General features: G+C 69.8%; 19 protein-coding genes. 1 reads left to right on the forward strand and 18 read right to left on the reverse strand.

Going from position 1 to position 24,729, the window contains the following annotated elements; translation table 11 throughout:
- Window positions 1–53: 53 nt before the first annotated feature.
- The 18 genes from AB0M67_RS00995 to AB0M67_RS01080 all read right to left on the reverse strand — a co-directional run bounded on the left by AB0M67_RS00995 (window position 54) and on the right by AB0M67_RS01080 (window position 23,537).
- A complete protein-coding gene (locus tag AB0M67_RS00995) occupies window positions 54–1,097 on the reverse strand; it encodes a sugar phosphate isomerase/epimerase (protein WP_365741175.1) in 1,044 nt (347 codons plus the stop codon).
- A 16-nt stretch (window positions 1,098–1,113) separates the two neighbouring features.
- A complete protein-coding gene (locus AB0M67_RS01000; RefSeq protein ID WP_365741177.1) occupies window positions 1,114–2,514 on the reverse strand; it encodes a nucleotide pyrophosphatase/phosphodiesterase family protein in 1,401 nt (466 codons plus the stop codon).
- Complete coding sequence (gene eboE / locus AB0M67_RS01005) at window positions 2,511–3,680, reverse strand: metabolite traffic protein EboE (RefSeq protein WP_365741179.1); 1,170 nt, start codon at window positions 3,678–3,680, stop codon at window positions 2,511–2,513. Before eboE ends, AB0M67_RS01000 begins: the two co-directional genes overlap by 4 nt.
- A 4-nt stretch (window positions 3,681–3,684) precedes the next feature.
- On the reverse strand, window positions 3,685–4,533 hold the full coding sequence (locus AB0M67_RS01010; RefSeq protein WP_365741181.1) for a TatD family hydrolase: 849 nt from the start codon (window positions 4,531–4,533) through the stop codon (window positions 3,685–3,687).
- On the reverse strand, window positions 4,533–5,132 hold the full coding sequence (locus AB0M67_RS01015; protein ID WP_365741183.1) for an EboA domain-containing protein: 600 nt from the start codon (window positions 5,130–5,132) through the stop codon (window positions 4,533–4,535). Before AB0M67_RS01015 ends, AB0M67_RS01010 begins: the two co-directional genes overlap by 1 nt.
- Entirely contained in the window at window positions 5,132–5,974 is an 843-nt protein-coding gene (locus AB0M67_RS01020) for a sugar phosphate isomerase/epimerase family protein (RefSeq protein ID WP_365741185.1), read from the reverse strand. Before AB0M67_RS01020 ends, AB0M67_RS01015 begins: the two co-directional genes overlap by 1 nt.
- The gene (locus tag AB0M67_RS01025) at window positions 5,971–7,113 is read right to left on the reverse strand and encodes a UbiA family prenyltransferase (RefSeq protein ID WP_365741820.1); all 1,143 of its coding nucleotides are present in this window, start codon (window positions 7,111–7,113) and stop codon (window positions 5,971–5,973) included. The genes AB0M67_RS01020 and AB0M67_RS01025 overlap by 4 nt, the downstream gene beginning before the upstream one ends.
- A gap of 14 nt (window positions 7,114–7,127) precedes the next feature.
- Window positions 7,128–8,279, reverse strand: coding sequence for an inositol-3-phosphate synthase (locus tag AB0M67_RS01030; RefSeq protein ID WP_365741187.1), 1,152 nt, complete (start codon window positions 8,277–8,279; stop codon window positions 7,128–7,130).
- A 123-nt stretch (window positions 8,280–8,402) separates the two neighbouring features.
- Window positions 8,403–12,083: a ThuA domain-containing protein gene (locus AB0M67_RS01035; RefSeq protein ID WP_365741189.1), complete on the reverse strand. Its 3,681-nt coding sequence runs from the start codon at window positions 12,081–12,083 to the stop codon at window positions 8,403–8,405.
- A 366-nt stretch (window positions 12,084–12,449) separates the two neighbouring features.
- The gene (locus tag AB0M67_RS01040; protein ID WP_365741192.1) at window positions 12,450–13,454 is read right to left on the reverse strand and encodes a sugar phosphate isomerase/epimerase family protein; all 1,005 of its coding nucleotides are present in this window, start codon (window positions 13,452–13,454) and stop codon (window positions 12,450–12,452) included.
- A 26-nt stretch (window positions 13,455–13,480) separates the two neighbouring features.
- On the reverse strand, window positions 13,481–14,692 hold the full coding sequence (locus AB0M67_RS01045) for a Gfo/Idh/MocA family oxidoreductase (protein WP_365741194.1): 1,212 nt from the start codon (window positions 14,690–14,692) through the stop codon (window positions 13,481–13,483).
- 50 nt (window positions 14,693–14,742) lie between these two features.
- Window positions 14,743–15,780: a substrate-binding domain-containing protein gene (locus tag AB0M67_RS01050; protein ID WP_365741196.1), complete on the reverse strand. Its 1,038-nt coding sequence runs from the start codon at window positions 15,778–15,780 to the stop codon at window positions 14,743–14,745.
- A gap of 56 nt (window positions 15,781–15,836) precedes the next feature.
- Window positions 15,837–16,913, reverse strand: a complete 1,077-nt coding sequence (locus tag AB0M67_RS01055) for an ABC transporter permease (RefSeq protein ID WP_365741198.1) — start codon at window positions 16,911–16,913, stop codon at window positions 15,837–15,839.
- On the reverse strand, window positions 16,910–18,454 hold the full coding sequence (locus AB0M67_RS01060; protein WP_365741200.1) for a sugar ABC transporter ATP-binding protein: 1,545 nt from the start codon (window positions 18,452–18,454) through the stop codon (window positions 16,910–16,912). The genes AB0M67_RS01055 and AB0M67_RS01060 overlap by 4 nt, the downstream gene beginning before the upstream one ends.
- A gap of 351 nt (window positions 18,455–18,805) precedes the next feature.
- Window positions 18,806–19,987 (reverse strand): ROK family transcriptional regulator, encoded by a 1,182-nt coding sequence (locus tag AB0M67_RS01065; protein WP_365741202.1) that lies wholly within the window; start codon window positions 19,985–19,987, stop codon window positions 18,806–18,808.
- Window positions 19,988–20,194: 207 nt separating this feature from the next.
- Complete coding sequence (locus tag AB0M67_RS01070; RefSeq protein ID WP_365741204.1) at window positions 20,195–20,872, reverse strand: GntR family transcriptional regulator; 678 nt, start codon at window positions 20,870–20,872, stop codon at window positions 20,195–20,197.
- Window positions 20,873–20,987: 115 nt separating this feature from the next.
- Window positions 20,988–21,935 (reverse strand): beta-ketoacyl-ACP synthase III, encoded by a 948-nt coding sequence (locus AB0M67_RS01075; RefSeq protein ID WP_365741207.1) that lies wholly within the window; start codon window positions 21,933–21,935, stop codon window positions 20,988–20,990.
- 222 nt (window positions 21,936–22,157) lie between these two features.
- Window positions 22,158–23,537, reverse strand: coding sequence for an OFA family MFS transporter (locus tag AB0M67_RS01080; RefSeq protein ID WP_365741209.1), 1,380 nt, complete (start codon window positions 23,535–23,537; stop codon window positions 22,158–22,160).
- A gap of 207 nt (window positions 23,538–23,744) precedes the next feature.
- Between AB0M67_RS01080 and AB0M67_RS01085 the strand changes: the two genes are divergently transcribed.
- Window positions 23,745–24,722 carry a 2-dehydropantoate 2-reductase gene (locus AB0M67_RS01085; protein WP_365741212.1) on the forward strand — a complete coding sequence of 326 codons (978 nt, stop codon included), beginning with the start codon at window positions 23,745–23,747 and terminating at the stop codon, window positions 24,720–24,722.
- Window positions 24,723–24,729: the final 7 nt, after the last annotated feature.

Raw genomic sequence — 24,729 nt, forward strand, 5'->3', positions numbered from 1 at the left:
CCGCCGTGTGATCACACCACTGTGCCGTCACACTGACATATGTGCCGTATGGACTACCGGCGTTCGCGCAGGGAGTGCAGATGCGCGGACGACTTCTTGGCGAAGAGGAGGGAGTCCACCGGCTGGTCGTGCTCCACCTGCCAGTGGTGGTCACGGCGTCCGCCGCGGGTCTTGTTCACCGCCGATATGAAGCGCTGGTAGTCGATGTCACCGTCACCGACGTCCACCATGCGGTAGCCGTCGCGGGCGGCGATGTCCTCGATGCCGTCCTTCACGTGGAACAGCGGGTAACGGTGCGGCTGCTTGAGCACATAGCGCAGCGGGTCGAAGGGCGCGGGCTTGCCCTCGGGGGTCTTGCTGAAGCGGAACTGCTCCGCGAACGCCCAGTAGATGTCCATCTCCAGATAGACCAGGCTGGGGTCGGTCTCGGCCAGCAGAACGTCGTAGAGACGGACGTTGGGCTGGTCGGAGGCGAAGGAGAACTCCTCCGCGTGGTTGTGCTGGTAGAACTTCATGCCACGCCGCTTGGCCGCGGCCCCATAGGCGTTGAAGTCCGCGGCTGCCCGCTTCCAGCCGTCCACGGTCGATCCGTAGCGCCACGGGCCCGACGCCGTACCGATGTGGTCAAGACCCAGCTCCTGGGCGTCGTCCAGGACCTTGGTGAGGTTCTGGGCGAAGCTGTAGGCGTTGGGGTTGTTGTCGTCGTAGTAGTTGACATGGCTGCCGATGCCCTTGAGCCCGTGATTCCTGGCCAGCCGCTTGAGCTGGGGCAGGGTGATCGCGCCCGCGGATCCCTGGGTGTATCCGGCGAACTCGACCTCGTCGTAGCCGAAGCGCTCCAGCTCCTCGAAGACCTTCGCGAAGCCGATCGTGGAGACCTTGTCACGCAGTGAGTAGAGCTGGATGCCGAGCCGGCCGGGGGGCAGGACGGGCTGGCCATGGCCGTGGCCATGCCCGTTTCCCTTGCCCTGGGCGGCGGCGGGGGTCGCCGAGGCGCCGAGGACGGCGGCGGCGGTCGCGCCCGCGGCGACGCCGAGCATATTGCGTCTGCTCAGCTTCTGGGCGAGCTCTGGGTCGGCTGACTTCTTGCGGCTCATTGCGGAACTCCTTCTTTCAGTGCAGTCCGGCAAGCTGGAGGAGAAGGGATTTGACGTCGGTGGCCGCGACCCGGTCACCGACAGCGCGGGGGGTGGAGCACAGGATGAGCGGACCTTCGTCGTCGCTCTGCGGCAGCCGGCCATGGCTGCCGCGGATGGGCGAGGCGTCCAGGGGGACGACCGCGAGGCGGTAGCGCATACCGAGCTTCTTGCGGGCGATCGCCTTGGCCGCCTTGAGGCGTACATACGGATCGAGGGGGTCCATGAACAGCTCGACGGGGTCATAGCCCGGTTTGCGGTGGATCTCGACCAGCTGGGCGAAGTCGGGGGCCCGGTCGTCGTCGAGCCAGTAGTAGTACGTGAACCACGCGTCGGGCTCGGCTATGGCGACCAGCTCACCCGAGCGGGGGTGGTCCAGGCCGTGCGCCTTCTTGCCCTCGTCGTCCAGGAGTTCGTCGATCCCGGGGAGATCCTTCAGTGCCTCGCGCGTGGCGTCAAGGTCCTCGGGGCGGCGTACATAGACATGGGCGAGCTGATGGTCCGAGACGGCGAAGGCCCGGGAGGCCATCGGGTCGAGATACTCCATGCCGTCCTGGGTGTGCACCTCAAGGAGCCCGGCCCTGCGCAGGGCCCGGTTGATGTCGACGGGCCGTGAGACACGCGTGATGCCGTATTCGGAGAGCGCGACGACCGTACGGCCCTCCGCCCTGGCGTCGTCCAGCAGCGGGGCCATGGCGGTGTCGAGTTCCGTCGCCGCCCGGTGCGAGCGCGGGTCGTCGGGGCCGTAGCGCTGGAGGTCGTAGTCGAGATGCGGCAGATAGCAGAGCGCCAGATCGGGCCGCCGGGTGGTGACGATATGGCGGGTGGCGTCGATGATCCACTGCGAGGAGACCAGATCGGCGCCGGGTCCCCAGAAGTGGAAGAGGGGGAACGTACCGAGCTTCTCGGTGAGTTCGTCGTGCAACGCGGGCGGCCGGGTGTAGCAGTCGGGTTCCTTGCGGCCGTCCGCGTAGTAGACCGGCCGCGGGGTGACTGTGTAGTCGGTGTCCGCGCCCATCGCGTACCACCAGCAGATGTTGGCGACCGTATAGCCCGGGTGCGCGCGGCGCGCGGCGTCCCAGAGCTTGTCGCCGGAGACGAGGCCGTTGTGCTGGCGCCAGAGCAGCACATCGCCCAGCTCGCGGAAGTACCAGCCGTTGCCGACGATGCCGTGCTCGGCGGGGAGTGTGCCGGTGAGGAAGGTGGACTGCGCGCTACAGGTGACGGCGGGCAGCACTGTGGAGAGCGGTGCCTGGGAGCCGGACGCCGCCAGCCCGCGCAGGTTCGGCATATGAGCGAGCAGCTGGGGCGTGAGCCCGACGACATCGAGAACCAGCAGCGGGTTCGGGGCCGGAGTCTCGGCCTGGGTCTCTTTCATGGCAGCTCCTTCAGGCCGAGGTCGGTCAACAGATCACGCGCCAGGGTGAGTTCGGCCGCGATCCCGTCGGCGAGCTGTCCGCGCGAACGGGGCCGCAGCTCCTGCGGCAGCGCCTGCCAGGTGTAGGTCTCGACCTCCAGATGACGGGTGCGCGGATGCGGGCCGCCGACGAGCCGGGCCAGGGTGTCGCGGAGCACCGGAAGGGTGGAGGTGAGCGGCGCGGCGGGCGGCGCGTGCAGCGGGACATGGAAGTGCGCGCGCCAGGGGGCTCCGTCGGGCAGCACATCGCCGGCCAGCGCCTCGGCCAGATCGTCCGTACCGCGCAGTCCGGCGGCGGTGCGGGTACGGGTCTGGTGCAGGAAGCGGGGCTCGGCGAAGGAGGCCAGCGCCTCCCGTACCTCCGGCAGATGCGGCTGCTCGGCGTGCAGGGCGGCGGAGAGCTGGGCCTTGGGGATGGCGATACGCGCCGCCTCCAGGGCGCCGAGCGCGCCGGCCGGGTCCTCGAAGGAGGTGGCGAGATGGCAGGTGTCGATACAGATGCCGATGCGGTCACCGGCGATGTCAGTGAGCGGGCCGATCGCGTCCGCGGTGGTCTCGACGGTGCAGCCGGGCTCCGGTTCCAGCGCGATCCTGATGGACTTGCCGGTCAGTTCCTCCAGCGCGTCCAGCCGCTCGGAGAGCGCGGACAGCGCCTGCTGGGCGGTACGGGCCGCGGCGTCGTCCCAGGGGGTACGCCAGCCGAGCGGGAGGGTGGAGACGGAGCCCTCGGTGACATCGTCGGGCAGCAGCGCGGCCAGCAGCCGGGCCAGATCGCTGGTGTGGGCGAGCCGCTCGGGGTCGCTCCAGTCCGGCTTGTACACGCGGTACTTGACCTCTTCGGCGCCGAAGCCCTCGTACGGGAAGCCGTTGAGCGTGACGACCTCAAGACCGCGCCTGTCCAGTTCGGCGCGGAGCCCGCGCAGCACCGCCGGGTCGTTGATCAGGGCCTGGGCGGCGTCCTTGGCGAGCCACAGGCCGATGCCGAGGCGGTCCCGGCCGAGGCGTCTGCGTACCGGCTCGCAGTGGTCGCGCAGTTGGGCCAGTACGCCGTCCAGGGTCTCGGCGGGGTGGACATTGGTGCAGTACGAGAGGTGGACGGTGGAGCCGTCGGGGTGGCGGAAGCGCATGCTCTCACTCCCCTCCGCGCAGCACGGAGTTGCCCTCGTGCAGGGCCTCGGGCGCGGGGACGTCCAGCTGGAGTCGGCCGCTGAGCCCGTAGAAGGCCACGGGGTTGCGCCACAGGACCTGGTCGACGTCGTCCTCGCTGAACCCGGCGGCGAGCATCGCGTCGCCGACCTTCCGGGTCTTGAGCGGATCGCTGTTGCCCCAGTCCGCGGCCGAGTTGACGAGAACCTTGTCGGTGCCGTGCTCCTTGAGGACGGCGACCATCCGGCTCTCGTCCATCTTGGTGTCCGGATAGATCGAGAAGCCGAGCCAACTGCCGCTCTGCGCGGCGTCCTTGACGGTCGTCTCGTTGAGATGGTCGAGCAGCACCCGGTCCGGGGCGAGTGCGGATTCCCGTACGACGTCGATGGTGCGGCGCAGCCCCGACAGCTTGTCGCGGTGCGGGGTGTGGACGAGCGCGGGCAGCCCGTGATCGGCGGCCAGCTGCAACTGCGCGGCCAGGGCGGTGTCCTCGGCCGGGGTCATCGAGTCGTAACCGATCTCGCCGACGGCGACGACTCCGTCCTTGACCAGATAGCGCGGCAGTTCGTCGAGGACGGGGGTGCAGCGCGGGTCGTTCGCCTCCTTGGGGTTGAGGGCGAGCGTGCAGTGGTGGGCGATGCCGTACTGGGCGGCGCGGAACGGCTCCCAGCCGAGCAGCGCGTCGAAGTAGTCGAAGAAGCTCTCGGGTGAGGTGCGGGGCTGTCCGAGCCAGAAGGACGGCTCGACCAGGGCGCGGACACCGGAGTCGTACATCGCCCGGTAGTCGTCCGTGGTGCGGGAGGTCATATGGATGTGGGGGTCGAAGATGCGCATCAGGACTCCTCGCCGGTCAGGGTCAACGCATGGTGCAGGTCGGCGGGTACGGGACGGCCGGCGGCGGTGCGCTCCGCCGCGAAGTCGGCGAGCATCCTGGCCAGTTCGGTGTCTCCGTGGGCGCGTGCGGCCAGGCCCTCGACGGCGTCGACCGGCACACCGGTGAAGAGGCACTTGAGGACGGCGTGCCGCCAGGCGTGGGGGTCGAGATGGGCGGCGGCGTACGGACCGACGGCGGCGGCGACCAGCCGGGTGTCATTGGTCCGCAGGGCGTCCTCGACCAGCGGCAGCCCGCCGGGTCCCGTGACGCGGTGGGGCAGGGCGAGCAGGACGGCGCGCCGCTCGGCGGCGGTGCCCCGCTGGTAGAGCCGGGTCAGGGTGGCGAGTCCGGCGCCCGCCTCCTGGAGCAGCAGGATACGGACGGCGTCGGCGTGGTCCCGGCCGCAGTGCCGGCCCGCGGCGGCGAAGCGCAGCTCCCAGGGAGCGGCGGCAACGTTGTCGTCGTCAGGGGCGGCGGTGGCCTCGGCGAGGGCGTCGTCCAGCCAGGACCTGGCGGGCGCGTCGAGCGCGAGGAGCAGTTCCTCGCGGGCGGGGGTCATCAGGACACCCCCTGTGCGCGCAGGAAGTCCAGCGAGGTGCGGGCCAGTTCGGGTCCTGCGTGGGAGTGACGGGGCAGCTCCACGACGGTCAGGCCCTCGTAGCCGGTCGCGGCCAGCGCGGCGAGCACGGGCGGGAAGTCGATCTCGCCGTCGCCGAACGGCAGATGCTCATGCACACCGCGTCGCATGTCCTCGATCTGCACATGCCGCAGCCAGGGCGCCGCGTCCCGTACGCAGTCGGCGGGCGACGCGGGCTCCAGGCACTGGCAGTGGCCGATGTCGAGGGTGAGCCCGAGTGGTTCCGGGTCGCCGAGCAGCTGTCTGAGCCGGTGGAATCCCGCGATGTCCGAGACGAGATGGCCGGGTTCGGGCTCGACGGCGAGGGGGATGTCGGCGGCCTCCGCCGCGTCGAGGACCGGGCCCATCGCCTCTTCGAGCCGCTTCCAGGCGGTGTCGGTGTCAGTGGGGCCAGGGACGACTCCGCTGAAGCAGTGGACGGCGTGCGCGCCGAGGTCGGCCGCCACCCGCACGGCCGTGACCAGCAGGCGCGTACGGGCGGCGCGGTCGTCGGGGTCCGGGTCGAGCAGTGTGGGGCCGTGCTTGCGGCGCGGGTCGAGTATGTAACGGGCGCCGGTCTCGACGGTGACCCCGAGGCCCAGCTCCGCCAGCCGCCGGGCGACCCGCTGGGTGCGGGCGGTGAGATCGGGGGCCAGCGGGTCGAGATGCATATGGTCGAGGGTCAGCCCGACGCCGTCGTACCCGAGATCGGCGAGCAGTCCGAGAGCGTCGTCGAGGCGCAGATCGGTGAGCCCGTTGGTGCCGTATCCGAAACGCAGACTCATGTGGGGCTCACTTTCCGTGCGAACGTGCGGGCCAGCGGTACGAGTCCCATGACACCGAGCGCGACCCCGGCCGACCCGCCGCGCGCGGCCAGCGCGGCCTGGAGCGGGATCATCGCCCGGATACCGCCGCCGACGGCACGCTGGGTGAGCGGTGGCGACGGGTTGAGCGCGGCGTGCAGCAGGGGCCGCCCGGCGGTCCCCGCGTAGACGAGGGCGAGCGCCCCGGCGAGCGCGGGGCCGGCCTGGGGGCCGGCGACCGGGGCGGGGGCGGGGCCCGTCGCCCGGCCCGCGCCGGTGGTGGCGCGACGCAGGGCTTCGCGCGGACCGCCGCGCGACGGGCCTCCGGCGGGCGACCTGCCCGCCAGCGTGCCCAGCACGCCGGTGGCGACCAGCGCGGCGAGTGGCGCGGCCGTCGAACCGCCCTGCGCCTCGCGGCGCGAGACGGTGGTGACGGCGACGGTGTGCGCGCCGACGAGAGTGGCCGAGGGAAGCGCGGTACGGAGAGCGGCCCAGCGGCCGGTGGCGCGCACGGCTCCGGCGCCCGCGCCCACGCCGCCGGTCGGCGGACGGCCCTCTGTACGGGACGACGTGTGCGTGGGGCCGCCGGGCGACGGGGGCGACGCGGCGTACGCGGGCCCCCGGGCCGGCGCCGCGGCGCGCTCGCCTCCGCGTACCGTCGCCGCGGCGCGCTCGCCCCCGCGTACCGTCGCCGTCGCGCCGAGCAGCACGTCAAGCGCCCTGGCCGCGCCCATCGCCACCGGGCCCGCCGCCGTGTGTTTCAGGCGCAGGTCGTACGCCCAGACCGTGGCCGCCAGGGCCGTGCCCACCGCCAGGGACGGACGGCCCGCGCGGGCCGCGAGGGCGAGGCCCGCGGCCGTCAGGGCGCCCGCCGCCGCGAGGGCCGCCGGCGGGGAGACGCGGCCCGACGGGATGGGGCGGTGCGGGCGGTCGATCGCGTCTTCCTCGCGGTCCGCCCAGTCGTTGAGAGCCATGCCCGCCTCGTACAGGCAGAGCGAGGCGCCCACGGCGAGCGCGGTGGAGCGATTGGGGCGTACGCCGAGGGCCGCGGCCCCGGCCAGCGCGTCGCCCGGGACGGTGAACAGGGCCGAGACACGGAGCAGTTCGGCCCAGGCCCGCATGCGTCCGCGCAGGCTCACCTGGTCTCCTTCAGCCGCTCGGCGAAGGCGAGCAGCGCGTCGAACTGTTCGGCGAGCGCGGCGGGACCGCCGTCCGGATCCTTGAAGTAGAAGCCGAGTCCGGGCAGCGGTCCGCTCAGCCCGGCCTCGTGCGCGCGGGACACCAGCCGGGCGAGGTCGAGTACGAGCGGCGCGGCCAGCGCCGAGTCGCACCCCTGCCAGATGGTCTGGAGGATCATCCGCGAGCCGAGGAAGCCGTCGAACGCGATGTGGTCCCAGGCGGTCTTCCAGTCGCCGAGCGCCGGGACGTCGTCGATATGGACCTCTCCCTCGGGGGCCGTGCCGAGGGTGTCGGCAAGTACGCGTTCCTTGCCCGCGTTCTTGGCCGCCGCGGCGGCCGGGTCGGCCAGCGCCGCTCCGTCCCCGCCGCCCAGCAGGTTCGTACCCGACCAGGCCCGTACGGTCAGGGCGCGCTGGACGAACATGGGGGCGAGCACGGAACGGAGCAGCGTCTGGCCTGTCTTGCCGTCGCGGCCGGCGTGGGGAAGTCCGCCGGCCTCGGCGGCCGCCGTGAGGGCTTCGGTGCGCAGCCCGGTGGAGGGCGTGAAGTTGACATACGAGCAGCCGGCCCGGATCGCCGCCGCCGCGTAGAGCGAGCTGGCGGGGAGCCGTGGATCGTCCGGGGCGGGCTGGGGTTCGGTGGAGGAGACGTTGATGACGACGGTACGGGCCACGCCGGTGCGGCGCGCGAACTCCCGGAGGTCGTCGGCGAAGGAGTCGATGATCTCCTCGTCGCTCCTGGTGTCACCCGGCTGGGGGCCGCCGGCCCGTATCTCCCGGTCGGCGGCGGCCAGTTCGGTGTGGATCGCGGTGGGCAGACCGTGCGGCAGGACGCCCGCCGCGGTCAGCGCCTCGGCGCGTTTGGGCAGCGGACAGCTCGCCGTGTCATGTCCGCCGAAGACGAGCGAGGAGAGCGCGGGCAGGCCCGTGCCCGCGAAGGGCGCGGTCTCGGTGACCATGCCCGTCGCGGGGTGGAGCCCGGCGGTGACCGCCGCGCATCCCGCGACGGCCGTCGTGGCGACGGAGCCGCGTGCTCCGACGAACCAGACTCCGGTGCGTACTGCAGTCGATTCTGTGCTGGTCGTCGTCGCGGGACTGGTCGTCGTCACGGGGCTGCCTCCCTGCCGGTGGTGTGGTGGTTGGTGGACGGCGGGCGGGGGGTACGGCGCCTCCCCGCCCGCCGCCGGCTGACGGGCCGCCCCGTCCCAGAGGCCTCTGGCTCTTAGAGGTCTCTAGGCGGCAGGCAGCTCCTTGAGCTGGATGTCACGGAAGGACACCTGGTCATCGGCGCCGTGGTTCTGCAGGCCGATGTAGCCGTCCTTGAGACTGCGCTCCGGGTCGGTGTTGGTGAAGTCGTTGATCTTCACGCCGTTGAGGAAGATCTGCAGACGCTCACCCTGGACCTTGATCTCGTAGTTGTTCCACTGGCCCGGGGGCCGCAGAACCTGGTCCCTGGCCTTGATGTTGGCCGACTTGAAGCCGTAGACGGAGCCGGTGGTGCGGTCGGCGGAGTCGGTGGCGTCGATCTGTATCTCGTACCCCTTGTTGACCGCGGACCACGGGTCGTCGGAGGCCGGGAAGCCCACGAAGACACCGGAGTTGTCGTCCCCGTCCATCTTCCAGTCCAGCTTCAGGGAGTAGGACTTCAGCTCCTTGGCCTGGTACCACAGCAGACCCATGCCGCCCTCCGTGCGCAGTTCACCGTCCACGACGTTGAACTTGCCCGGTCCGGCCTGCTTCCAGCCCTCCAGGGTCTTGCCGTTGAAGAGATCCCGGTAACCGGTCTTCGGCTTGCAGTCCGCCTTCACCTGGCCGGCCGCGTACCGCAGGCCGCCGAGCAGGTGCTGACGGAAGGCGTCGTCCGCGTACGACTCCTTGGTGTGGCCGCCGCCGGTGTAGAAGGCACGGCCGCCCTCGTAGGTCTGGCACCAGGCGATCGGGTGGTCGCCCTTCATATTGCCGCCCTGGTAGGTGGTCTCGTCCAGGGTGGCGAGGACGCGGGCCTGATCCCGGGGGTTGGTGCGGTAGTTGTACCACTCGTCGGTGCGCTGCCACTCGTCGCCCAGATGAGCGGTCGACGGGTGGTCATGGTCCTCGACGCGTACGGTGGCGGGCTGGATCTGCGGGTGGGAGTCGAAGTAGGCCCCCACCAGACCGCCGTAGAAGGACCAGTCGTACTCGGTGTCCGCCGCGGCGTGCACGCCCATGTAGCCGCCGCCGGTGGCGACATAGTTCTCGAACGCCTTCTGCTGGTCGGCGTTGAGGACATCACCGGTGGTGGAGAGGAAGACCACCGCGTCGTACCTGGCCAGGTTGTTGGTGGTGAACTGGCCGGCCGCCTCGGTGGCGTCGACGGTGATCCCGGTGGTCTTGCCGAGCTCCTTGAGCGCGGCGATGCCCGCGGGGATCGAGTCATGACGGAATCCGCCGGTCTTGGAGAAGACCAGGACCCGCTTCTCGGTCTTGCCGGGTACGGCCGTGGAGAGCTGGAAGTCGTCCAGGTCGTACAGCGCGCCGGCGCCGCCCTTGAAGACCAGGAACAGCTCGGTGGTCTGCTTGGGTACGGAACGCAGCGGTACGTCGATGTCCTGGAAGGTCTCCCAGCCGCCGGTGACCGGGATCGGCGCGGAGCCGAGCAGGTTGCCCGTGGCCGATCCGGTACGTACCTCAAGGAATCCGCCGGCGCCGCCGGAGGAGATCCGGGCGGTGAGCGTCTTGGACCCGGTCAGGTTGTACGGCTTGAAGGAGATCCAGTCACCGTTGTCGATGTCGCCGACGGTCTTGCCGCCGTTGGCCGGTGCCTTGTCGTAGATCTTGATGCCGGAGGAGGCGTTGAAGTGCTCGGCCTGCCGGTGGCGCGGCTGGAGCTGCGCCTGGTCGTGCGTGGTGAGCGCCGCCTGGCCGCCGCCCCCGCCGTCGGTGTACTCGGCGTCGATCACACCGAAGATATTGGCGTTGGGGTCGTGCTCGGTGTCGGCGGGCGCGGTGATGGTGCCCTCACAGCCGTTGGCCGAGGTGATCGGGTGGCCGTGGCTGTCGTGGCCGAGGATGTAGCGGACGACGACCTTGGAGCAGTCGATCGGCCCGTCCTCGGGGTCGGTGACCTTCACCTTGAAGGGGATGGTGTCCCCGAAGTTGAAGAGGTGCCCGTCGTTGGGGAGTTCGAGTGTCACCTTCGGCGCGGTGTTGCCGACGACGATCCGGACGGACGCGCTCGCGGTGCGCTCGGTCGGGTCGGTGACGGTGAGCCGCGCGGTGTAGGTGCCGTTCTTCTTGTACGTGTACGAGGGGTTGGCCTCGGTCGAGGTGCCGCCGTCGCCGAAGTCCCACGCGTAGGCGAGGGTGTCGCCGTCGGGGTCCTGGGTGCCCGCGGAGGAGAAGGTGACCTTCAGCGGGGACTTGCCGGACGTCTTGGAAGCCGCCGCCTCGGCGATCGGTGACTTGCCGCCCGTCGAGTTCTCGATGCGGTAGAGCGCGGAGTGCTCGTCACCGCCGAACCAGGACAGGCCGTAGTCGAGTACGTAGAGCGCGCCGTCGGGGCCGAACTCCATGTCCATGGGCTGGGTGCCCGACCACGGGAACGGGTTGATCTTGCTGACCGTGCCGTCCTCGCCCTGCTCGATCCGCTTGATCCACTGGCGGCCGAACTCGCCGGCGAAGAAGTCGCCGTCGTACTCCTCGGGGAACTTGACCGGGGAGTCGAGGTCGGCGTCGTACCGGTAGACCGGTCCCGCCATCGGGGACTCGGAGCCGCTGCCGAACTCGGGCAGGCTGCCGCCGTCGTACGGGATCCAGGCCGGCTGGGCCGGCGGCAGGTCGGTGAGGCCCGTGTTGTGCGGCGAGGTGTTCTTGGGCGCCGCGCAGTCGAAGGCCGCGCCGGATGCCTTGGTGGCGAAGTCGTAGTCGATGAACGGGTCGTTGTCACCCGTGCAGTACGGCCACCCGAAGTTGCCCGCCTCGGTGACCCGGGCGAACTCCACCTGGCCGGCCGGACCGCGGGTCGGGGAGGCGGCGCCGGCGTCGGGTCCGTAGTCACCGACGTAGACGATGCCCGTCTTCTTGTCGACGGAGATACGGAAGGGGTTGCGGAAGCCCATGGCGTAGATCTCGGGCCGGGCCTTCTCGGTGCCCGGGGCGAAGAGGTTGCCCTCGGGGATGGTGTACGAGCCGTCCTCGGCGACCTTGATGCGGAGCACCTTGCCGCGCAGGTCATTGGTGTTGCCGGAGGAGCGCTGGGCGTCGAACGCCGGGTTGCGGTCCGGCCGCTCGTCGATCGGCGTGTAGCCGTCGGAGGCGAACGGGTCGGTGTCGTCGCCGGTCGACAGATACAGATTGCCGTCCGCGTCGAAGGCTATGTCGCCGCCCACGTGGCAGCAGGTGCCGCGCGAGGTGGTGACATCGAGGACCTTCTTCTCGCTCGCCTTGTCGAGCGTGCCGTCCTCGTTCAGGGTGAACCGGGAGAGGCGGTTGTAGCCGTCGAACGGGGCGAAGTCGGCCGCCGTGCCGTTCTCGGGGGCGTCGCCCGCCGGGGTGTCCAGCTTGGGCGCGTAGAAGAGGTAGATGGCCCGGTTCTCGGCGAAGTCGGGGTCGACTCCGACGCCCTGGAGACCCTCCTCGTCATGGCTGTAGACATCCAGCGTGCCGGAGACCATGGTGTCGCCGCCGGCGTCGGTGATGCGCAGTGTGCCGTCACGCGAGGTGTGCAGCACCCTCCGGTCGGGCAGGACCGCGAGCGACATGGGCTCGCCGACCGCGTCGGCGCCCTTCGCGAGGGTCACCTGCTGGAAGCTCTCTTCCGCGTGCGGCTCATCCGGATGCGCGGCGGCGGGTACGGCGCTGAGGCTCGATCCTGCGAGCAGGGCGCCCGTCAGGAGTGCGAGGAGGGTTCTGGCTCGGGGGCGTTTTCTGTGCACGAAAGTCCTCCACAATGGGCTGTTCGTACGTGCGGGTTGCCAAGGGAGCGCGGAGGAGCGCTCTCGCCTCCCGGGGGCGGTGCTCGTCCTGCACCGGATCCCCGGGGGGAGGTGGCTGTGTCACCGACGTGCGCCGTCACATCGGAGACCACCTGTGTCCTGTACTTATGCGGTGTGTCTATGTCCTGTACATCTCAGTGGACCGTAGCTGTGTTCGTCCGTGTCCGAAAGACCTTGCGCAGAGGAGAAGTTGCCTTTTTCCTCCCTGAGGACAAAGCCCTTTCCGGGCAGGACTGACCGCCCGGTGGCGCTTTCCGCCACCGGGCTGCCCGCCCTCTCCCCGGAGCCCGATCCGGAGAGAAGCAGCTACTCGCCGCCGCCGAAGGCCGCGTCGAACGACGCGGTCGGCGGGTCGAAGTCGAAACGCTTCAGGTCCGCGAGGGCCTCGGGCGCACCGGCCAGCCGGTCCATGCCCGCGTCCTCCCACTCGACCGAGATGGGGCCCTCGTACTTGATCGACCGCAGCATCCGGAAGACGTCCTCCCACGGGACATCTCCATGGCCCGCCGAGACGAAGTCCCAGCCGCGCCGCGGATCGCCCCAGGGCAGATGCGAACCGAGCCGGCCGTTGCGGCCGTCCAGGCGCTTACGGGCCTCCTTGCAGTCGACGTGGTAGATCCGGTCCCGGAAGTCGTAGAGGAAGTTGACCGGGTCCAGGTCCTGCCAGACGAAGTGGCTCGGGTCGAAGTTCAGCCCGAACGCGGGCCGGTGGCCGACGGCCTCCAGCGCTTGGTGCGTGGTCCAGTAGTCGTACGCGATCTCGCCGGGGTGCACCTCGTGGGCGTAGCGCACCCCCTCGGCGTCGAAGACGTCGAGGATCGGGTTCCAGCGCTCCGCGAAGTCCTCGTACCCCCGCTCGATCATGCCGGGCGGCACCGGCGGGAACATCGCCAGCAGATGCCAGATGGACGAGCCGGTGAAGCCGATGACCGTATTGACCCCGAAGGCCGCGGCGGCCCTGGCGGTGTCCTTGATCTCGGCGGCGGCGCGCTGCCTGACGCCCTCGGGATCGCCGTCGCCGAAGATCCGGGACGGCAGGATGCCCTGGTGGCGTTCGTCGATGATGCTGTCGCAGACGGCCTGGCTCACCAAGTGGTTGGAGATGGCCCAGCACTTGAGCCCGTACTTGTCGAGCAGCTGGTGGCGGCCGTCCAGGTAGCCCGGATCCGCGAGTGCTTTGTCGACTTCGAAGTGATCTCCCCAGCAGGCGAGTTCCAGCCCGTCGTAACCGAAGTCACGGGCGAGCCGGCACACCTCCTCCAGGGGCAGATCGGCCCACTGGCCGGTGAACAGCGTGAACGGACGTGGCATTCGGACCTCCTCCTCGATGTGATGACCTAGGACTGCGGCACAGGCGTGTACACGGCGTTCTTCGCCGCGCTGTCCTCCACCGCGGCGAGCACCCGTTGCACCTGGAGCCCGTCCGCGAAGGACGGCACCGGATCGGTCCCGGCGGCGACCGCCTCGACCAGATCGCGGGCCTGGTGGACGAAGGTGTGCTCGTAGCCGAGCGCGTGGCCGGGCGGCCACCACGCCTCCAGATAGGGATGTTCCGGCTCCGTGACCAGGATCCGGCGGAAGCCGGAGGAGGCGGCGGGCTCGGTGTGGTCGTGGAACGACAGCTCGTTGAGGCGCTCCAGATCGAAGGCGAGCGAGCCGCGCTCACCGTTGATCTCCAGTTGGAGCGCGTTCTTGCGCCCCGAGGCCATCCGGGTGGCCTCGAAGGAGGCCAGCGCGCCCGAGGCGAGCCGGCCGGTGAACAGCGCCGCGTCGTCCACGGTCACCGGGCCCGTCTCGCTGCCCGCGGTTCCCGAGAGACCGGCGGTCGACCCGCTGAGCACGGGCCGCTCCTTGACGAAGGTCTCCGCGAGCGCCGAGACCCCGACCAGCCGCTCCCCCGTCAGGAACTGCGCCAGGTCGACGATGTGCGCCCCCAGGTCGCCGAGCGCCCCGGACCCCGCGCGCTCACGCTTGAGCCGCCAGGTGAGCGGGGCGGCCGGATCGGCCAGCCAGTCCTGGAGATAGGTGACCCGGACATGGCGCAGGGTGCCGAGCCTGCCCTCCGCGATGAGCTGCCTCGCGTACGAGATGGCGGGCACTCGGCGGTAGTTGAAGCCGACCATGGCCAGCTGACCGCGCGACCTGGCGTCGGCCGCGGCCCTGACCATGGCCTCGGCCTCGGCCACCGAGTTGGCGAGGGGCTTCTCGCACAGGACGTGCTTGCCCGCCTCCAGTGCGGCGATGGCGATCTCCGCGTGGCTGTCCCCAGGGGTGCAGATATCCACCACCTGCACGTCGTCGCGCGCGATGAGCCGCCGCCAGTCGGTCTCGGCCGCCGCCCAGCCGTGTCTGTCCGCCGCGGCGCGGACCGCGTCCGCGTCACGTCCGCAGACGGCGGCGAGCACGGGGCGCATCGGCAGGTCGAAGACGTGTCCGGCCGTGCGCCACCCCTGTGAGTGTGCGGCGCCCATGAACGCGTAGCCGACCATGCCGATGCCGAGTGTCGGTGGTGCACCGGCTTCTTTCTCCGACGCTTCCCTGGGGGTCATACGGAGTACTCCTCGTCTCTCGCTGGTGGGGGCGGCCATGACTGGACCGGTCAGCTGAAGCCCTGAGGCAGGTAGTCGTCGATGTTCGTCTTGTCGACCACGGCCGAGAACAGCGTGACCTGGGCCGGGATCTCCAGCCCTGACAGGCCGCTGATGCCCTTGCTCTGTCCGAGAGCGCGGGCCAGGTCGATGGCGGACGCGGCCATGATCGGCGGGTAGAGGACGGTGGCCTTGAGCACACCGTTGTCCGCCTTGATCGCGTCCATCGCGGCCTTGGCACCGGCCCCGCCGACCATCAGGAAGCCGTCCCGGCCCGCCTGGTCGATGGCGCGCAGGGCGCCCACGCCCTGGTCGTCGTCGTGGTTCCAGAGGGCGTCGAAGCTGGACTGCGCCTGGAGCAGCTGGGCCATCTTGGCCTGGCCGGACTCGACGGTGAAGTCGGCGGCCTGGCGCGCGACCTTCTTGATGTTCGGGTAGTTCTTGAGGGCGTCGTCGAAGCCCTGGGTGCGCTGCTGGGTCAGCTCCAGGCTGTCGGGCCCGGACAGCTCGATGACCTTCGCGTCGGGCTTGTCCTTGAGCTTCTCGCCGATGTAGTTGCCGGCGTTGAGACCCATGCCGTAGTTGTCGCCGCCGACCCAGCAGCGGTACGCCTGCGGGGAGGCGAAGATGCGGTCCAGGTTGATGACCGGGATCCCGGCGCGCATGGCCTTCAGCCCGACCTGGGTGAGCGCCTTGCCGTCGGCCGGCAGGATCACCAGGACGTCGACCTTCTTGTTGATCAGGGTCTCGACCTGGCCGATCTGGGCGGCGGTGTCGTTGGAGCCCTCGGTGATGTCGAGCGTCACATCGGAGTAGGTCTCCGCACGCGACTTGGCGTTCTCGTTGATGGCGTTGAGCCAGCCGTGGTCGGCCTGGGGGCCGGCGAAGCCGATGGTGACGGGCTTGCCCGGCTTGTCGTCGGAGGCGGGCTGGTCGTTGGCCGCGGGCTCCTTCTTCGCCGGCTCGTTGCTGGTGCAGGCGGTGAGGAAAGCACCCGCGCCGATGGCGGCGGTGCCGAAGAGCATTCCTCTGCGGCTGGTTTCTGGCATGACGGTTCAACCCTTCAGGTAGGGCGGTACGACAGTAAGCGGGTGCGAGACCGGAATCAGGACTCGCCGTTGCGCACGGTGCGGCGCTGGACCAGTACGGCGGCGACGATGATCGCGCCCTTGGCGATCTGCTGGACGTCGCTCTGCAGGTTGTTGAGGGCGAAGATGTTGGTGATCGTGGTGAAGACCAGAACACCGAGTACGGAGCCGACGATCGTGCCACGGCCGCCGCTGAGGAGGGTGCCGCCGATGATCGCCGCGGCGATGGCGTCCAGCTCGTAGAGGTTCCCGTTGGTGTTCTGGCCCGAGCCGGCCAGGACGATCAGCAGGAACGCCGCGATACCGCAGCACAGGCCGGAGAGCAGATACAGATAGAGCCGCTGCCTGCGTACGTCGATACCGGCGAGCCGCGCGGCCTCCGCGTTGCCGCCGACGGCGACGGTGCGCCGGCCGAAGGTCGTACGGTTGAGGATCAGCCAGCCGATGACCGTGACGGCCGCGAAGACCAGGACGAGCGGCGGGATGCCCAGGATGTACGAGTCACGGACCCCGAGGTCGAGGACCGAGTCCACGGTGACGATCTGGGTCTTGCCGTCGGTGATCTGGAGGGCCAGACCGCGGGCGGAGGCGAGCATCGCGAGAGTGGCGATGAACGGCACCATCCCGCCGTAGGCGATCAGCACCCCGTTGACCAGTCCGCAGGCCAGACCCACGATCACCGCGGTGAACAGGATGCCGGCGAATCCGTATTCCTGGGTGGCCAGGGTGGTAGCCCAGACGGATGCCAGCGCCACGATCGCGCCGACCGACAGATCGATCCCGCCGCTGGTGATCACGAACGTCATACCGACGGTGACCACACCGATCACGGACGCCTGAGTGAGCACCAGTTGGAGGTTGTTGGTGTCCAGGAACTGATCGGGCTTGGTGATACCGCCGACGATGATCAGTGCGGCGAGCACCCCGAGCAGGGAGAGGTTACGGACGTCGAGACGCAGCCCGAGAGCGCGCCAACCGCCCTTCTCCTCCGTGGACTTGGCGGACGCGTGGGTCGTGGCGGGCGGCGTGGGCGGCTGGGGCGTGGCCGCCGCGTCGGGCCCGCCCTGCTGCGCCTCGGAGGCAGGCTGTTTCATGACGTCGGGCTCCCTTCCATCACAAGGTCGAGTACACGGTGCTCGTCGAGCTCCTGGGCGGGCGCCCGGTGGACGACCTGTCCCTCGCGGAGCACCAGCACCCGGTCGGCGAGGCCCAGGACTTCGGGTACCTCGCTGGAGACGAGCAGTACGGCAAGGCCCTCGTCGGCCAGCCGGCGGATCACGGCGTACAGCTCGGCGCGGGCGCCGACGTCGACTCCGCGCGTCGGCTCGTCGAGCAGCAGCACCCGGCAGCCGCGCAGCAGCCAGCGGGCGAGGACCGCCTTCTGCTGGTTGCCGCCGGAGAGGGTACGGATACGGGCGTCCGGGTTGTCGGGGCGCAGGGAGAGTTCCCTGGTGGCCTGCTGGGCCGCCGTCCGCTCCGCCGAGTGGTCGAGCCAGCCGGCCCGGGAGAAGCGCGACAGCGATGACACCGACACATTGCGGGTGACGGATTCGAGCATCAGCAGGCCCTGGGCCTTGCGCTCCTCGGGTGCGAGGCCGAGCCCCGCGCGGACGGCGGCGCGCACACTGCCGGGCCGCAGCGGGGTGCCGTTGACGAGCACCCGGCCCGCGGTCGCCTTGCGCGCCCCGTAGATCGTCTCCAGGATCTCGGAGCGGCCCGAGCCGACGAGTCCCGCGAGTCCGACGATCTCGCCGGGCCGCAGTTCGAGATCGACGGGGGCGAACTCCCCTTCCCTGGCCAGCCCTTCGACCTTCAGTACGGGCTCGGTCCGCGCCGCGTCCGCCGTGGCGGGTGCGGGCCGCTCGGGGAAGACGTACTCGACGTTCCGGCCGGTCATCAGCGCGACGACCTCGCGGGTCGGGGTCTCCTTCGCGGGCAGGGCGACGGCCACGGTCCTGCCGTCCTTGATGACGGTGACCCGGTCGCCGATGCGCCGGATCTCCTCCAGCCGGTGGGAGATATAGATGACGGCCACGCCGTCGGCGGTGAGGGTGTCGACGATACGGAAGAGGTTGTCGACCTCGTCGGGGTCGAGGGCCGCTGACGGCTCGTCCATCACGATGAGCCGTACGTCGTGCGAGAGGGCGCGGGCCATCGACACGATCTGCTGCTGGGCGGCGGAGAGCGAGCCGACGGTCCGGTGCGCCTGGATCTCGGGGTGGCCGAGCCGCTTGAGCAGCGCCGTCGCGCGGGTCCTCGCCTCCCGGCCCTTGACCACGAAGCCCGCGGTGGTGGGCTCGTGTCCGAGGAAGATGTTCTCGGCGACCGTCAGCCCCTCGACCAGGTCGAGTTCCTGGTAAATGGTCGCGATGCCGAGCCGCATGGCGGCGATGGGCGATTTCAGTGTGACGGCCTCGCCGCGCCAGGTGATCACACCGCCGTCGGGCTGGTGGGCCCCGGCGAGCACCTTGATGAGGGTGGACTTGCCGGCGCCGTTCTGGCCGAGCAGGCAGTGGACCTCGCCGGCCTCGACCTCCAGGTCCACACCGTCGAGGGCGCGGACACCGGGGAACAGCTTGGTGATGCCGGACATGGTGAGCAGAAGATTCTCGGGTGGTGCAGGTGTTGGTGCCATGGCGTATCCCCTCGGCGGATGCGGCCGTAGAGCGGGCAGGGCAGAAAGTGAACAAAAGGTAGAAAGCGGGGCGGAGTTGGGCAGGGTGGAACCAGGTGTGGCGCAGCGGTGTTGGTGCGGCGTACGGATACGGCTCGTGCGGCTGACGCGGCCCGTGCCGGTACTGCGGCTCGTGCGTACTGCTGTTGTCACGGGTCGTGCGGCTCGTGCGTGGTACGGGTTCGTGCGGTGTCACGGATCGTGCGTGTCACAGGTCTTGCGTGTCACAGGTCTTGCGGTGTGCGGTTGGCGCGGATGGAGCGGTGGTGTCGCGTTGGTGTCCGGTGGTGCGCCGCCGGCCCTGGACGGGCGTCAGGCCGGCGAGAACAAGTGGTCGCTGATGAGCCGGGCCGCGCCGGTGACTCCGGCGGTCGGGCCCAACTCCCCCAGGACTATGGGGAGATTGCCGGTGGCCAGCGGCAGGGACTGCCGGTAGACCTGGGTACGTACGCTGGCCAGCAGCGTGTGACCGAGACCGGTCACCCCGCCGCCGATCACCACGAGGCCCGGGTTGAAGAAGCTCACGAGCCCGGCGATGACCTGGCCGACGCGGTTGCCGCCGGCCCGGATGAGATCGAGTGCGGCGGGGTCACCGGCGGCAGCGGCGGCGGCGACATCCACGGCGGAGAGCCGGTCCGCGGCCTCCAGCCGGGCGGCCAGCTCGGGCGAACGGCCGGAGCGCGCGGCCTCCTCGGCGTCCCGGGCGAGGGCGGCGCCGCTGAAGTAGGCCTCCAGACAGCCCTTGTTGCCACAGGCGCAGGCGCGGCCGTCCGACTCGACCTGGATATGGCCGATGTCACCGGCGCTGCCGGTCGTGCCGCGGTAGACCTCGCCGCCGACGACGATCCCGCAGCCGATACCGGTACCGATCTTGACGCAGAGGAAGTCACCGACCGAGCGTGCGACGCCCGCGTGCTGCTCCCCCATCGCCATCAGATTCACATCGTTGTCGACCATGACCGGGCAGCCGAGCTCCTGGCTGAGCGCCTCCCGTACGGGGAAGCCGTCCCAGCCCGGCATGATCGGCGGCGCGACGGGGACACCCTCGGGGAAGCGGACGGGCCCCGGTACGCCGATCCCGGCGCCGTCGAACTCGTCGGCGAGCCCGGAGACCTTGAGCTTGGCCGCCATGACGAGCACCTGCTCGAAGACGGCGACGGGGCCCTCGCGGACGTCCATGGGGTGGTTGAGATGTCCCAGCACCTCCAGCTCCGCGTTGGTCACCGCGACATCGATGGAGGTGGCGCCGATGTCGACACCGAGGAAGCGCAGGGCGGGCGCCAGCCGGATGTTGTGGGAGCGCCGGCCGCCGCGCGAGGCGGCGAGTCCGTCGGCGACCACCAGGCCGGTCTCCAGCAGCCGGTCCACCTCGACGGCGAGCTTGGAGCGCGAGAGATCGACCTGGTCACCCAGTTGCGCACGGGAGTTGGGGCCACCGTCGCGCAACAGCCTGAGCAGTCGCGCCTGATGCGCGTTCGCGGGTCGTGCGGTCATACGTCTCACGCGCCCCTCCCCGCCTTCTCGGCCTATGCGTCGGGCTTTCGAGGGAACGTAGCAGCGCTTGCCCGCAGGGGGAAGAAGTTGAGCGGGAATCGGTCCCAACTTTCTCCACACCGAGGACAAAGCCGTTTTGAGGCGTCGCTTTCGCGGCCCTTCGCACCTACTTTTCGAATAAGGGGGGAATGCCCGGACTTGGGGCGATCAGGACTCTTGCCGGTGGTGGTACGTGTTGCGCGTGTGCTCCGTGTGCGCCTTCATGACTTCCGTCGCGCGCTGTTCGTCGCGCGTAGAAATCGCGGCGATGAGCTCCCGGTGCTCGATCCAGGACTGCTTGCCGCGCTGACGGGCGACCGGCGTGTAGTACCAGCGCACCCGGCGGTCCACCTGCGCGGCCAGCTCCGCCAGTACGACATTGCCCGCCAGCTCCATGACCTTGGCGTGGAAGGCGGCGTTGGTGGCGACCGTCAGATCCCTGTCGTCGTCGGCCACCGACTGCTCGCCCTTGGCGCACAGCGCCTCCAGCTCGGCGATCCCCGCCGCGCCGGAGTTGGCCGCCGCCAGCCGGGCGGCCTCCGCCTCCAGGAGCGTACGGACCGACAGGAGCTGGTCCGCCTCATCCTCGGTCGGCTCATGGACGAAGGCGCCCTGCGCCGGGCGCAGATCCACCCAGCCCTCGGTGTTGAGGCGCTGAAGGGCCTCACGCACCGGCTGCCTGGAGACCCCCAGATGACGCGCGAGTTCGCTCTCGACGAGGTGCTGACCGGGCTGGAGCGCCCGGGTCGTGATCAGTTCGAGCAGGGCCTCGTACACACGTTCACGCAGTGGTCCCGGTCGTTCGAGTTTAGGCACGGCACCTTGCGCCAACTTCGCGGACAACATCGCGTCCCCCTCCTGGCCGGCAGTGTCATTGACTGTAGCGATGGACCGATGTCACCAGGGGTGATGAGCATCAAGACATTGGCTATCGTCTACAGTCTACCGAGAACAGGGGGATTTATGGGCAACGGATGACTTGACCCGCGTAGGACAGGTTCCCCCCGAAGCCGAAGAGCAGTACAGGCGCACCCGATGGAATCTCACCGCGGTCCACGAGTTTGGACAGGGCCATCGGGATCGACGCCGCGGACGTATTGCCGGAATCCACGACATCACGGGCGATGACCGCGTTGACGGCGCCGATCTTCTGGGCGACGGGCTCGATGATCCGCAGATTGGCCTGGTGCAGCACGACCGCGGCCAGCTCCTCGGGGGTGACACCCGCCCGTTCACAGACCTGGCGGGCGATCGGCGGCAGCTGGGTGGTCGCCCAGCGGTAGACGGACTGCCCCTCCTGGGCGAAGACCGGCGGGCTGCCCTCGATCCGTACCGCGTGGCCCATCTCCGGCACCGAGCCCCAGAGCACCGGGCCGATGCCCGGCTCCTCGTCGGCGCCGCCCGCCACGACGACCGCCGCGCCCGCGCCGTCTCCGACCAGGACGCAGGTCGAGCGATCGGTCCAGTCGGTGATCGCGGTCATCTTGTCCGCCCCGATCACCAGGACCCGGGACGCGGAGCCCGCCCGTACGGCGTGATCGGCGGTGGCGAGGGCGTGGGTGAAGCCCGCGCAGACGACATTGAGGTCCATGACGGCGGGCGAGCCCATGGAGAGCCGGGCGGCGACCCGGGCCGCGGTGTTCGGGGAGCGGTCGATCGCCGTGGAGGTGGCGACCAGTACGAGATCGATGTCCGCCGGGGTGAGCCCGGCGGACGCCAGGGCCTTGGCGCCCGCGTGCGCGGCCAGCTCGTCCACCGGCTCATCGGGCCCTGCCATATGGCGGGTTTTGATACCCACCCGGCTGCTGATCCAGGTGTCGCTCGTGTCGACCATGGCCGCCAGGTCGTGATTCGTGAGCACCTTGGCGGGCTGATAGTGCCCGAGCGCGGCGATACGAGTGCCGGTCATGCCCGGGACCCCCTCTGGTTCGACGTCAGGAGTGCTCCAGTCTCGTCAGCGACTCACCGGTAAGGGTGCAAGTAAACCAACAGGATTCGGCCGCGCCGCTTGGAGAGTCCATATCATCCGGTGAAAAGCTGGGCCGCCTTCAGTACCAGCTCATACACACCGTACGCGAGGGGGATCCCGACCCAAAGCCAGGCGAAGACGATCAGACCGGTACGCCGGGGCTCAGGCCGCATGGTGCTGTTCGGTGGTGACATGGTCATCGGCGGCCTCCCTGGGGGCGGGGACGTGGTGGCGCGGGTGGACGGGCCTGACCAGTTCATTGGCGACGAAACCGATGACCAGCAGCCCGATCATGATGGTGAACGAGAGACCGTACAGGCCGGATCCGCTCCTGCCCGCCGCTTCCTGGCTGTCGGCGACCCGGTTGACGATCAGCGGGCCGAGCACACCGGCGGTGGACCAGGCGGTGAGCAGCCGGCCATGGATGGCGCCCACCTGATAGGTGCCGAAGAGGTCCTTGAGATAGGCGGGGATCGTGGCGAAACCGCCTCCGTAGAAGGACAGGATCACCAGCGCGCAGAGGACGAACAGCGGCTTGGAGGAGTCGCCGAACCGGGCGATCAGCAGATACATCACCGCGCCGACGCCGAGGTAGACGCGGTACATGTTCTTCCGGCCGATCAGGTCCGAGGTGGAGGACCAGCCGATCCGGCCCGCCATATTGGCGGCGGAGAGCAGCGCCACGAAACCGGCGGCGGCCGAGACGCTGACGGGCGCGTCGGTCTCCGCGAAGAAGTCGGTGATCATCGGGGCGGCCTTCTCCAGGATGCCGATCCCCGCGGTCACATTCATGCACAGGACGACCCAGAGACACCAGAACTGCGGGGTGCGCACGGCGGACTTGGCGGACACCTGCGCGGTGGAGATCAGCGCGGTCGCCGCGGGCTTCGCCGCGGCGGCGGCCGGCCGTGCCCCGCCGTCCCCGCCCTGCCGGTAGCCGGGCGGAGGTACCCGGATGAGCAGGACACCGAGCGCCATGAACACCGCGTACACCAGCCCGTGCACCAGGAACGCGAGCGCGATCCCCTTGCTCCGCGCGCCGAACGAGTCCAGCATCTGCGCGGACCACGGCGAGGCGATGAGCGCGCCACCGCCGAAGCCCATGATGGCGATGCCGGTGGCCATGCCCGGCCGGTCGGGGAACCACTTGATCAGGGTGGAGACGGGCGAGATATAGCCGATGCCCAGGCCGATACCGCCGACGAAGCCATAGCCGAAGACGATCAGCCAGTACTGCTCGGTGACAGCGCCGAGCGCGGCGAGCAGAAAGCCCGAGGAGAAACAGCACAGAGCGACGGTCATCGCCCAGCGCGGCCCCTTGCGTTCGACGAGGGTGCCGCCGAAGGCCGCGGACAGGCCGAGCATGACGATGCCCAGCTGGAATGGGAGCGCGCTCGCGGTGCCGGAGAGACCGAGTGCCGATTCGAGCGGTGGCTTGAACACGCTCCAGGCGTAGGCCTGGCCGATCGACAGATGCACCGACAACGCTGCGGGGGGCACCAGCCAGCGGCTCCAGCCGGCGGGCGCTAGTGGTGGCGTCATGGTCGCGACTCTAAGAACCGATCAACCCTCTTGGGAAGATCCGCAGCGGAGTTTGCCGACTGCATACCTTTCCGGAGCCTTGTCGACCAGAACTACATACTGTAGACAATATATCGTCAACGCGAAGTGTGATCAACAGCACAGAAAGCAGCGAGCGGAGTGTGACCCTTCCCTCGGTCTCCCTCAAACCGAACGGAGAGCCCCACAGTGAAAGTCGCAGTTGTCGGCGCCGGAGCGATCGGCGCCTATGTCGGAGCCGCGCTCGACCGAGCGGGCGCCGACGTCCATCTCATCGCCCGTGGCCCGCATTTGTCGGCCATGCGGCAGCACGGAGTCCGGGTGCTCAGCCCACGCGGTGACTTCACCGCACGGGTGCACGCCACCGACCGGCCGGAGGACATCGGTCCGGTCGACTATGTGTTCCTCGGGCTGAAGGCCAACTCCTACGCGGCGTGCGGGCCGCTGGTGACGCCTCTGCTCAAGGACAGTACGGCGGTCATCGCCGCTCAGAACGGCATCCCCTGGTGGTACTTCCACGGCCACGGCGGTCCGCATGACGGCCGGCGGGTCGAGAGCGTCGACCCGGGCGGCTCGGTCAGCGCCGTACTCCCACCCGAACGTGCGATCGGGTGTGTGGTGTACGCGGCGACGGAGCTGGAGGGACCGGGCGTCGTCCGGCATCTCGAAGGCACCCGGTTCTCGATCGGCGAACCCGATCGCTCGGTCTCCGCGAGGTGTCTGGAATTCAGCGATGCCATGCGGACGGGAGGTCTCAAATGTCCCGTCGAGGCCGAGTTGCGCGAGGACATCTGGATCAAGCTTCTCGGCAATATCTCGTTCAATCCGATCAGCGCCCTCACCCGCGCCACCATGCGGGAGATGTGCCTGCACCGCTCCACCCGCGAGGTCATCGAACTGATGATGTCGGAGGCCCTGCGGGTCGCCGAGGCGCTGGGCTGCCGTCCCGACATATCCGTTGAACGGCGGCTGGCGGGGGCGGAACGGGTCGGTGACCACCGGACATCCACTCTCCAGGACCTGGAGAAGGGCAAGCCGCTGGAGCTGGATGTCCTGCTCGCCGCTGTCGTGGAACTCGCCACGATCAGTGACGTTCCGGTGCCGACGCTCCGCACGGTGGACGCGATCTCCGATCTGCTGGCGCGCGGTGTGACCGCGGCGGCCTGACCACTCG

The sequence above is a fragment of the Streptomyces sp. NPDC051662 genome, from assembly GCF_040681655.1.
Taxonomy (GTDB): domain Bacteria; phylum Actinomycetota; class Actinomycetes; order Streptomycetales; family Streptomycetaceae; genus Streptomyces.